Annotated in this window: 6 protein-coding genes; 5 read left to right on the plus strand and 1 reads right to left on the minus strand. The window is 70.2% G+C overall.

The features are described 5' to 3' along the window. Nucleotides 1-9 precede the first annotated feature (9 nt). A complete protein-coding gene (locus AC2D8W_RS15700) occupies nucleotides 10-633 on the minus strand; it encodes a TetR/AcrR family transcriptional regulator (RefSeq protein ID WP_484672315.1) in 624 nt (207 codons plus the stop codon). A gap of 235 nt (nucleotides 634-868) precedes the next feature. Between AC2D8W_RS15700 and AC2D8W_RS15705 the strand changes: the two genes are divergently transcribed. The 5 genes from AC2D8W_RS15705 to AC2D8W_RS15725 are packed head-to-tail and all read left to right on the plus strand — an operon-like array spanning nucleotide 869 to nucleotide 9,306. Then, nucleotides 869-3,196, plus strand: coding sequence for a TonB-dependent receptor (locus AC2D8W_RS15705; protein ID WP_484672316.1), 2,328 nt, complete (start codon nucleotides 869-871; stop codon nucleotides 3,194-3,196). Nucleotides 3,197-3,224: 28 nt separating this feature from the next. Next, nucleotides 3,225-4,484, plus strand: coding sequence for a pyridoxal phosphate-dependent decarboxylase family protein (locus AC2D8W_RS15710; protein ID WP_484672317.1), 1,260 nt, complete (start codon nucleotides 3,225-3,227; stop codon nucleotides 4,482-4,484). Between the two features lie 15 nt (nucleotides 4,485-4,499). Beyond that, on the plus strand, nucleotides 4,500-5,828 hold the full coding sequence (locus AC2D8W_RS15715; RefSeq protein WP_484672318.1) for an aspartate aminotransferase family protein: 1,329 nt from the start codon (nucleotides 4,500-4,502) through the stop codon (nucleotides 5,826-5,828). 41 nt (nucleotides 5,829-5,869) lie between these two features. Continuing rightward, a complete protein-coding gene (locus tag AC2D8W_RS15720) occupies nucleotides 5,870-7,393 on the plus strand; it encodes an arylsulfatase (protein ID WP_484672319.1) in 1,524 nt (507 codons plus the stop codon). Then, nucleotides 7,390-9,306 carry a DUF3604 domain-containing protein gene (locus AC2D8W_RS15725; protein ID WP_484672320.1) on the plus strand — a complete coding sequence of 639 codons (1,917 nt, stop codon included), beginning with the start codon at nucleotides 7,390-7,392 and terminating at the stop codon, nucleotides 9,304-9,306. Before AC2D8W_RS15720 ends, AC2D8W_RS15725 begins: the two co-directional genes overlap by 4 nt.

Below are 9,306 nucleotides of genomic sequence, written 5' to 3' on the forward strand. Positions count from 1 at the left end.
CAGGTCGGATCAACCGCCGTCCGCTTCGCCCGGCAGGTGGTACTTCATCGGCACCGTGCCGAGCTGGAAGGCGGCGCGGGTCGCCAGATGGAACTCGCGCTGGATGCGGGCGCACCAGAGGTAGCGGGCCTCGTCGTCGAGGCCGTCCGCGCCTTCGATCCAGCGGATCATCATGTCGATGAACTGGCCGACGTTCAGCCGTGAGGCGTACTCGGCGCGCGCCTCCGCGCCCGGCGGGGCGTCGGGCCCGACCTGGAACCAGCGCTCCCGCGTATAGGCCGACATGGCGTCCTCGAGCGCCTTGCGCCAGTCGAGCCCTTCGACGCCGCCCTGGCTGTAGCGGAACACGAGCAGGAAGGGCTCGGGCTGCTCGCGGGCGGCCATGGCCATGCCGCGCAGGCGGGCGCCGTACTCGTGGCCCGGCACGGCCCAGACCTCGTGGATCTTGGCGACCACCCTGTCGCGGATTGCGTCCAGCAGCGCCTGCTTGGAGCGGAAGATCCGATAGATCAGGATCTTCGGGACGCCGGCCGCGTCGGCCACATCCTGCATGGTGGCGGTGCCGACGCCCCGCTCCAGGAAGACGCGGCAGGCCGCCAGCAGGAACGCCTCGCGTCGTTCCGGGACGTTCACCCGCGGCTTGGAACCCCTCCCGCTGCGGGGCCGTGCGCCATCTGCGGCGCTCGCCTTTGCCAACTCGATCTCCGTCTCCGATGCAGGGATCTGGTCTAGCCGCCCGCGCCCGACGCACAAAGGGCGATGCGATATGAAACCAAGTCGTAGCATAAATTGACAGCCGGGCAACGTGAGCGCACTGTTACCGGGTCGGAACAAGTGCGGATTCACCGCCGGCTCAGGGGGAAACGACATGGCTCGTGGCAAGCTGTTTCTTGGCGTGGCGCTCGTGGCGATCTGTGGGCCGCTGGCCGCACAGGCGCAGGACGAAGGCGTGGGCGTCGAAGAGGTGGTCGTGACCGCGCAGAAGCGCGCCGAGAACCTCCAGGACGTGCCGATCTCGGTGACGGCGTTCAGCGGCGAGACGCTGGAAGCGGCGGGCGTGCAGGACATCCGCGACCTTCGCCGCATCACGCCCAGCCTCTACCTCGCCACCTCGTCCAACACGAGCAACACCCGCATCATGATGCGCGGCATCGGCACCAGCGGAAACACCGCGGTCGAGCCCAGCGTCGCCACCTTCGTAGACGGAGTCTATGTGCCGCGCATCGGCTCGATGCTGGCCGGTCTCAACGACATCGGATCGGTGGAGGTCCTGCGCGGGCCGCAGGGCACGCTCTTCGGGCGCAACGCCTCCATGGGCGCCGTGCTGATCCGCACCACGCCCCCGGGCGACACCATGGGTGCAGAGGTCGCGGCGACCTACGGCACCTACGGCGTCCGCCGCGTCTCGGCCATGGCCGACCTGCCCATCAGCGAGACCGTCAAGACCCGCGTGTCGGTGCTCGGCTATGAGGCGGACGGGTATGGCCGCAACGACCTCAACGGCAAGCGCATGGGCCGCAACGACGGGTTCAGCATCCGCGGCGCCGTGCAGTGGGACATCACCCCGGACCTGACCTTCACCCTGCGCGGCGACCACCAGAACCTGAGCGGCGACGGCTACAACACCATCACCGTCGTCACCCGCACGGTGACGCCTCAGACCCTGGCCAACTGGCAGACGCGGCTGGATCCCGACGGGGCGGGGCCGCAGACGGGTCTGCTTCCCTATGTGGCCGACACCTATTCCCGGCGGGTGCGCCAGTCGACCGAGGGCGACGTGACCGACTACCAGACCGGTCTCGCCAGCGAGCTGACGTGGGACATGGCCAGCGGCTACCAGCTCAAGCTGATCAGCGGCTACCGCGACTGGAAGAACATCCAGTACCAGGCTTCGAACGGGAACATCCCGCTTGAACTGCAGCGCCGCACGACGTTCGCCGATAGCCAGAACCACTCGCAGGAACTGCAGCTGCTGTCGCCCGACACCCTGCTGGACGGACGCCTGAACTTCGTCACCGGCCTCTACTACTACGAGGAGGCCTACGACATCGGTCAGAACATCGACCTGACCAACGAGTACTGCGAGGTGTTCATCCGCAACACCTCCACCGCCGCGCGCCTGGCCCAGTGCCGGGCCAACACCAAGACCGGCGCCTCGTACTACGTCTTCACCCAGGACACCGAGTCGGTGGCCGCCTACGCCCAGGCCAGCTTCAAGCTCACCGAGCAGTTCGAGGTGACCGGCGGCATCCGCTACTCCGAGGACGACAAGACCGCGAAGTACCGGGGCATCACGCGGAACCCGGCCGCCGCCCAGGCCGCCGAGGTCACCGACATGGCGCTGAAGGAGGACAAGGTCACCTACCGCCTGAACGGGACCTTCCGGCCGAACAGCGACATCATGGTGTTCGGCAGCTTCTCCACCGGCTTCAAGTCGGGCGGCTTCGACTCCGCCCCGGGCACCACGGCCGCGGTCGGCGCCGCCGCGCGGAGCTTCCTGGCCGAGACGGTCGAGAACTGGGAACTGGGCGTGAAGTCCGAGCTCTTCGAGCGCCGGGTGGTGGCCAACGTCACGCTCTTCCGGTCGGACATCAGCGACCTGCAGTTCCGCAGCTTCGACGGGCTCCAGTTCCGGACCCGCAACAACGGCAAGGCGCGCCAGCAAGGCGTCGAGTTCGAGACCACGGCCCGGCCCATCCCGCCGCTCACGCTGAGCCTGGCCGGGACCTACCTCGACTCCGAGTACCTGGACTTCCGGGGCGCGCCCGGGCTGCCGGGCTTCGGCGGGTCGCAGGACCTCACCGGCCAGCGGCTGCCGTACTCGCCGAAGTGGCAGGGGACGCTGTCGGGCCAGTATGTGGGCGACCTGGCCAACGGCTGGAGCTGGTTTGCCCGGGCGGACCTCTCCTTCTCGAGCAAGATCAACCTGGCCTCGTCGGGCGACAACAATCCCGACGCCGACCAGAAGGGCTACCAGCAGCTCAGCGCGCGTTTCGCGATCCGCGGACCGGAGCAGAAGTGGGAAGCGGCCGTGTTCGGCCAGAACCTGACCAACGAGACCTTCTGCACCGGCATCTTCAACCAGCCCAACAACGCCGCCTTCGGGCTGAACAATGCGACGACGGGGGCGACGGCGCTGCGCTGCACGCTCAACGATCCGCGCCAGGTGGGCGTCGAGCTCAAGGCCCGCTTCTGACGCCGGCGACAGGGAAGGGACCCACGACATGACCCAGCATTCCCGCGCCGCCTTCCCTCCCGGCGGGCGGTCCTGGCTGGACCTCCAGGCCGAGATGGCCGCCCGCACCGCGGGCGACGCCGACTGGCGCGGCGGGCGGACGGCCATCTTCTTCTTCCTGGCGGACGACGAGGCGTACCAGGTCGGCAAGCGCGCCTACATGGAGCACTTCTCGGAGAACGCGCTCGGGGCGGGCCGCGCCTACCCCGGCATCGGGGCCATGGAGCGCGATGTCGTCGACTACGGCCTCGACCTGCTGCACGCGCCCGACGGGGCGCGCGGCGTCTTCACCACCGGCGGGACCGAGAGCATCCTCCTGGGGGTCAAGGCCGCGCGGGAGCGCCACCGCGCCCTGGGCCGGGGCAAGGCCGGCCAGCCGCTGAACATCGTGATGCCGGTCACCGGCCATCCGGCCTTCGACAAGGCGGCGATCCTGATGGATGTCGAGGTCCGGCGAGCGCCCCTGCGCGACGACCGCCGCTGCGACGTGCAGGCGATGCGCGGGCTGATCGACGAGAACACCTTCATGGTGATGGGCTCGGCGCCCTGCTTCCCGCACGGGGTGATCGACCCCATCGCCGAGATCAGCGCGCTGGCCCTCGAGCGCGACGTCTGGATGCACGTGGACGCCTGCGTCGGCGGCTGGGTCGCGCCGTTCTTCGAGCGCATCGGCCGAGGGACGCCGGCGTTCGACTTCCGGAACGGGGGCGTGCGGTCCATCTCGGCCGACCTGCACAAGTTCGGCTTCGCGCCGAAGCCGTCGTCGACCGTCTTCTTCCGCGACGGCGAGGACCTGGACCGCTCGACCTTCCGCCTCGGCTACTGGCCCAGCGGGCTCTACACGACCGCCACCCTCTCGGGCTCGCGCCCCGCCGGCGCGGTCGCGGGCGCCTGGGCGGTCCTGAACCACCTCGGAACCTCGGGCTACGAGCGAGCCGCCCGGGATCTCGCCGCGATGACCGACGCCTACGTGGCCGGGATCCGGGCGATCCCCGAACTCGAGCTCTGGGCGCAGCCCGACGTCACCATCCTCAACTTCGGGTCCAGGGTCGTCGACATCTACGCCGTGGCCGAGCGGATGAAGACCCGCGGCTGGATCCCGGGGCTCACCAGCGAGCCGCGCGGCATGCACACCATGCTGGCCATGCAGCACGCGCCGGCCCGCGAGGCCTGGCTGGCCGACATGGCCGCCAGCATTGCCGAGGTCCGCGCGACCCAAGCCAAGAGCGACCTCGCCGCCACCTACTAGCAAGGAGACGATCCCGTGGACTCCGGCCCAGCTCTCGCCCCGCTGCCCACGGACTGGTCTACGGAGGGCATAGTCGCCCGGCGCGACCGCTACTATGCGGCCTCGCAGCGGCGGTTCGTGCCCTACAAGACGCCGCTGATCTTCCGCCGCGGCCAGATGCAGTACCTCTGGGACGAGAACGACCGGAAGTACGTCGATCTCCTGGGCATGAACCTCTGCATCTCGGTGGGTCACGCCCATCCGGCGGTGGTGGCCGCGGTGCAGAACCAGGCGGCCATGCTCACCCACTGCACCACCATGTTCTACCACCCCACGCCGGCGCACCTGGCGGAGGAGCTGACCCAGACCATGCCGGCGGGCCACGAGTGGGTGGTCCACTTCACCAACAGCGGCGCCGAGGCCATCGACCTCGCCCTGCTGATGGCGCGGGCCCACACCGGCGCGATCGACATGCTGTCGCTCCGGACCAGCTACCATGGCGCCACGTTCGGCGCGCAGGCGCTCACCGGCATCGCAGGCTTCCGCCACAACGTGCCGCAGCTGGGCGGCGTCGCCTTCCTGCCCGAGCCGAACGCCTATCGCGGCCTGTTCGGCCAGGAGCTGCAGCCCTATCTCGACGAGGTCGAACGCGCGATCGAGAGCTCCACGTCGGGGCGGCTCGCCGGGATGATCCTGGAAAGCGTCCAGGGCTACGGCGGCATCGTGGAGATCCCGCCGGCCTACATCGCCGGCGCCGCCGAGCGGGTGCGCGCCGCGGGCGGCCTGATGATCATCGACGAGGTCCAGTCGGGCTTCGCGCGGACCGGGGACAACTATTGGGCCTTCGAGGCCAGCGGCATCGTCCCTGACATCGTGGTGATGGCCAAGGGCATCGGAAACGGCATCCCGCTGGGCGCCGTGGTGACCCACCGCCACATCGCCGAGTGCATGGCCGACAAGTTCCTGTTCCACACCTACGGCGCCAACCCGGTCGCCTGCGCCGCCGGACGCGCCGTGCTGCAGATCATCCGGGAGGAGGGCCTGCAGGCGAACGCCAAGGCCGTGGGCGCGGCGCTGAAGTCGGGCCTGGTCGCCCTGCAGGCGCGTCACCCGATCATCGGCGACGTCCGCGGGCTGGGCCTGATGATGGCCGTCGAGCTGGTGAAGGACCGCAAGACCAAGGCGCCCGCCACCGAGGAGACCGCCGCGGTCTTCGAGGAGACGCGAAGGCAGGGCCTCGTGGTGTCCAAATCCGGCCCGCATCGCAGCGTCCTTCGGATGGTGCCGCCGCTGTGCCTGTCGATGGACGACGTCCCCGGCGTGCTGGAGGCGTTCGACCGCAGCTTCACCGTGGCGCTGGCCTGAGCCCCCCGCCGCCCGTCAGTCCCGTCGTTCCGGAGTCGTCCATGCCGTCACGCCCGTCGTCCCCCGCGCCGACCACCCGCCGGGCGCTGCTGGCCGGGACCGCAGGCCTCGCGGCCGCCGCCGGCGCCGCGGCCGCTCAGCCGGCGCGGCGCGGCGCGGCCCGGGCGCCGAACATCGTGCTCATGATGGTCGACAACTTCGGCTACGGGGACCTGGGGTGCTACGGCGGCGGCGAACTGCGCGGCGCCCCCACGCCCCGCATCGATGCGCTGGCCGCCGAGGGCCTGCGGCTCACCAACTTCAACGTCGAGCCCGAGTGCACGCCCAGCCGCTCGGCCCTGCTGACCGGCCGCATGCCCATCCGCACCGGCACCTCGATCGTGGAGTCCCGCGGGCTGAAGGACGGGATCGCGCCCTGGGAGTACACCCTGGCCGAGCTGCTGTCGGACGCCGGCTACGCCACAGCCTGCTACGGCAAGTGGCACCTGGGCTCCAGCGACGAGCGCGCGCCCACCCGGCAGGGCTTCGACGAGTGGTTCGGCATTCCGCGCAGCAGCGGCGAGGTCAACTGGCCGCTGCAGCCCGGCTTCGATCCCCGCGAGTACACGCTGCAGTCGATCATGGAAGGCCGCCGCGGCGAGCCGAGCCGCCCCTTGCGCACTTACGACCGCGCAGCCCGGCCGCTGATCGACCGCGAGATCACCGAGCGGGCCGAGGCCTACATCCGCCGCCAGTCCAAGGCCGACCGGCCCTTCTTCCTCTACCTGCCCTTCACCCTGCCGCACGAGCCGCCGCTGGCCCACCCGGACTTCGTGAAGCCGGGCCGCTCGAACCACCAGAACGCCCTGGTCGAGATCGACCACAACGCCGGCCGCGTGATCGACGCCGTCGACAAGGCCGGCCTCAAGGACGACACCATCGTCATCTTCTGCAGCGAGAACGGGCCGCAGAGCTTCCAGGGCGTCGGCGTGGACTTCGGCGGGCGATCGGACACCGGTCCGTTTCGCGGCGAGTTCCCCAGCGGCTGGGAGGGCGCGATCCGCACGCCCTGCGTCATCCGCTGGCCGGGCCGCGCCCAAGCGGGCCGGGTCAGCAACCAGATGGTGTCGATCCAGGACTTCTACCGCACCTTCGCCAACCTCGCCGGCGCGAGCGGACGGGTCCCCACCGACCGCGCGGTGGATTCGATCGACCAGACCGACTTCCTGTTCGGCGGCAAGGCCGCGTCCAACCGCGAGCACCTGATGATCTTCCACAACAACCGCCTGCTGGCCGTGAAGTGGAAGAACTTCAAGATGCACTTCGCCGTGCGCGAGCCGCCGCGCGGCGCGGTCGTCGCCTCGGGCCAGGCCGTCACCACGTCCTATCTGGAGGAACTGCCGAGCCCCTGGGTCTTCGATCTCGAGAACGACCCCAAGGAGCTCTGGAACATCTACACCACCAACATCTGGGTGCGCCGTCCCATCGCGCGGATCCAGCGGGAGTACGAGGAAAGCGTGGCCAGATTCCCCAACGTCCCCACCGGCGGCGAAGGCCCGGTGCGCCCCGCCGGAGCCTCGGCGTGAGGGTCCGCATCGGACCGGTCGCCGCGGTGGCGGCCGTTGGCGTGCTCGTCGCCTCGGGCGTCGCCGTGAGCCAGGCGCCGCCGAAGGCCGCCGCGAAGCCGGCGGCGGCTGCGACCGCGCGTCCTGCCGCCAAGGCCGCCGCCCCCGCGCGGCTGCCCGGCTACAACGCCGACCGCAACGCCTACTTCGGCGACCTGCACGTCCACACCTACCTGTCCAACGACGCCTACATCTCGAACGTCCGCCGCACCCCGGACGACGCCTACCGCTTCGCGCGCGGCGAGCCGATCGGCCATCCGTCGGGCTACACCGTGCGCCTGGCGGGCGCCCCGCTGGACTTCACCGCCGTCACCGACCACGCGGAGTACTTGGCGGTGGTCAGCGCCGCGGCGCGGCCGGGCCATCCGCTGGGCAAGCTGCCGTTCAGCCAGAACCTCATCGCCACGGATCCGGCCCAGGCGCAGAAGGGCTTCGAAGCCTTCACCAGCGCCAAACGCGACGGCACGATGCCCAAGGAGTACGACGACCCCGCGATCGTCACCGAGGGCTGGCGCGAGGTCCGCGACGCCGCCCAGCGCCACAACCAGCCCGGTCGGTTCACGACCTTCGTGGGCTACGAGTTCACCGCCTCGCTGGACGGGCGCAACCTGCACCGCAACGTCATCTTCAAGGGCGCCCGAGTCCCCGCCGCGCCGTTCTCGGCCACCAGCGTCTACGATCCCGAGCTTCTGTGGCAGGCCATGGACGCCTGGCGCGCGAAGGGCATGGAGGCCCTGGCGATCCCGCACAATTCGAACGGCTCGGACGGGATCATGTTCGACAGCGTCCGGCTGAACGGCAAGCCCGTCGACCGCGCCTATGCGGAACTGCGCGCACGGAACGAGCCCCTGGTCGAGATCACCCAGACGAAGGGCACGTCCGAGACCCACCCCACGCTGTCGCCCAACGACGAGTGGGCGAACTTCGAGATCTGGGAGCGCTACATCGCCGTCAACAAGATGGTGACGCGGTTCCCGGGCAGCTACGTCCGCCGGGCGCTCCAGGACGGCATCCTGCAGCGGGAAAAGCTGGGCGTGAACCCGTTCAAGCTGGGGTTCATCGGCTCGACCGACAATCACAATGCGACGCCCGGCTTCACGGACGAGGCGACCTACGCCGGCGCTTCCGGCCTGCGCGACGGCGCGCCCGAACAGCGCGGCTCGGTGCGTCCGAAGAGCGCCTCGGACTGGCCAAGCCCGGGTCCGATCCAGTACTCGGCGCGCGGCGGCTCGGGCCTGGCGGGCGTCTGGGCCGAAGAGAACAGCCGCGATGCGATCTATGCGGCGCTGCGGCGCAAGGAGACGTTCGCCACCTCGGGTCCGCGGATCAAGGTGCGGTTCTTCGCCAGCTACGACTTCCCGGCCGATCTCCTGAGCCGCACCGACACCGTGCGCCAGGCCTACGCCCGCGGCGTGCCCATGGGTGGCGATCTGCTGGAGGCCAAGGGCAAGGCTCCGCAGTTCCTGGTGTGGGCGGTGCGCGACCCCCGGGCCGGCTACCTGCAGCGGGCCCAGGTGGTGAAGGGCTGGATCGAGAACGGCCAGGCGAAGGAGAAGGTCTTCGACGTGGCCTGCTCCGACGGCCTGAAGGTGGGCGCCAACGGCCGCTGCCCCGACAACGGGGCGAGCGTCGACCTCAAGACCTGCCAGCCCGACCGCTTCAAGGGCGACGTCGAGCTGCGCACCGTCTGGAAGGATCCGGAGTTCAACCCGAGGCAGCGGGCCTTCTACTACGTCCGCGTGCTCGAGAACCCCTCCTGCCGCTGGTCCACCTGGGACGCCCTGCGCAACGGCACGCCCCCCAACCCCAAGCTCGCACCCACCATCATGGAACGCGCCTGGTCCTCGCCCATCTGGTACGAGCCGGCCGCGTGA

The sequence above is a fragment of the Phenylobacterium sp. T106 genome (assembly GCF_057219735.1).

Coding starts and splice junctions, on each gene's coding strand:
- AC2D8W_RS15705 (WP_484672316.1), top strand. CDS start 869: ATGGCTCGTGGCAAGCTGTTTCTTGGCGTGGCGCTCGTGGCGATCTGT.
- AC2D8W_RS15710 (WP_484672317.1), top strand. CDS start 3,225: ATGACCCAGCATTCCCGCGCCGCCTTCCCTCCCGGCGGGCGGTCCTGG.
- AC2D8W_RS15720 (WP_484672319.1), top strand. CDS start 5,870: ATGCCGTCACGCCCGTCGTCCCCCGCGCCGACCACCCGCCGGGCGCTG.